Annotated in this window: 2 protein-coding genes; one reads left to right on the plus strand and one right to left on the minus strand. The window is 67.4% G+C overall.

Going from position 1 to position 1,139, the window contains the following annotated elements:
* Positions 1-64: 64 nt before the first annotated feature.
* A complete protein-coding gene (locus tag Mth01_RS29320; protein WP_239090095.1) occupies positions 65-745 on the minus strand; it encodes a site-specific integrase in 681 nt (226 codons plus the stop codon).
* Here Mth01_RS29320 and Mth01_RS30055 point away from each other — a divergent pair.
* Positions 627-905 (plus strand): hypothetical protein, encoded by a 279-nt coding sequence (locus tag Mth01_RS30055; RefSeq protein WP_239090096.1) that lies wholly within the window; start codon positions 627-629, stop codon positions 903-905. The two genes, Mth01_RS29320 and Mth01_RS30055, sit on opposite strands and share 119 nt — an antisense overlap.
* The last annotated feature ends 234 nt before the right edge of the window (positions 906-1,139 follow it).

The raw sequence follows: 1,139 nt of genomic DNA on the forward strand, positions 1-1,139 counted from the left end.
ATCCATTCTGTCCTTTATCATTATCTGAACTGATCGCTTGTCGCGGTTAAGGGTGTCGTGGCGGTCACCGTGGCTTTGCTGGGCGCGGCCCGGTTCGCGGGCTGATGGTGTGCGGGGCGATGTCGCGGAAGGTGGGCATGCCCAGCTCAGTGGGCCGGCGGCGGGCTGACTCCTCGATCTGGGCGATCTTGTTGTTGGCCGCGCTGAGGCTGACCTTGAGTCCGTCGACCTCGCCGAGCCATCCCTGCTGGCGAGCCTCGTCGATGCGAGCGAGGAGATTGTCGCGGATCTCGGTCAGTCGTGGCAGCTGTGTGGGGTCGGGGCGTAGAAGGGGACAGCGGAGGCAGGAGTGTTCATGGATGCAGCCGGTGCCGTAAGCACGTGCGCAGGAGCCCAGGGAGACCTTGCGGTGTTCGAAGTGGCCGAGGAGTTCCTCCCATTCCTCCTTGGTCGGGGCCCGGTATTCCGTGGAGGGGCGCAGGTCACGACGGCGGGCGAGGAACGCGCGGTGACCGTTGATGGCCTCTTCGGGGTAGACGGCCTTGTAGCCCATAGTGGTGTTGATGTTGGCGTGCCCCATGATCAGCTGGCAGATGTGCGGCGGCATCCCGTTCAGGATCGCTTCGGTGGCGAAGATTCGACGGAAGTCGTGGGGCTGGAAGGTAAGCAGGCGGCCGGAGGCGTCCCGCAGCCCGATGTGGTTGAGAGCGTTGGTGATCCAGCGGCGGATGGAAGCGGCGCTGATGGGGGCGGGCGTCCGCACCGACCCGGTGCTGGAACAGGATGGGCATCGCCGGGGTGAACTCATGCTCGTGGACGTCGTAGGGGATGACGAGCGGAACGGCGCCGGCCTGGTCGCGGACGCGGTGGATGATCGCGGCGAGCACGTCCGCGAGTTCGGGTGAGATGACCAGCAGCCGCTCGGTGTCGGTCTTGGACGGCACGATGTGCAGTAGCGGAATGAGCTCGCCGGTGGGCGGGTGAGGTCACGGCGGGCGCCTGTCTGGGGGTCCTCGGCCCAGATGCGTCGTGAGTCGATGCGCAGCACGGCCCGGCGCAGCGTCGTGTCGCCGCTGGTGAACAGCTCGCCGGACGGCGCCTCGCGGGCGGCGGCCAGCAACGCCGCCGCCCGGGTGCGT

The sequence above is a fragment of the Sphaerimonospora thailandensis genome, assembly GCF_016863115.1.
GTDB lineage: Bacteria > Actinomycetota > Actinomycetes > Streptosporangiales > Streptosporangiaceae > Sphaerimonospora > Sphaerimonospora cavernae.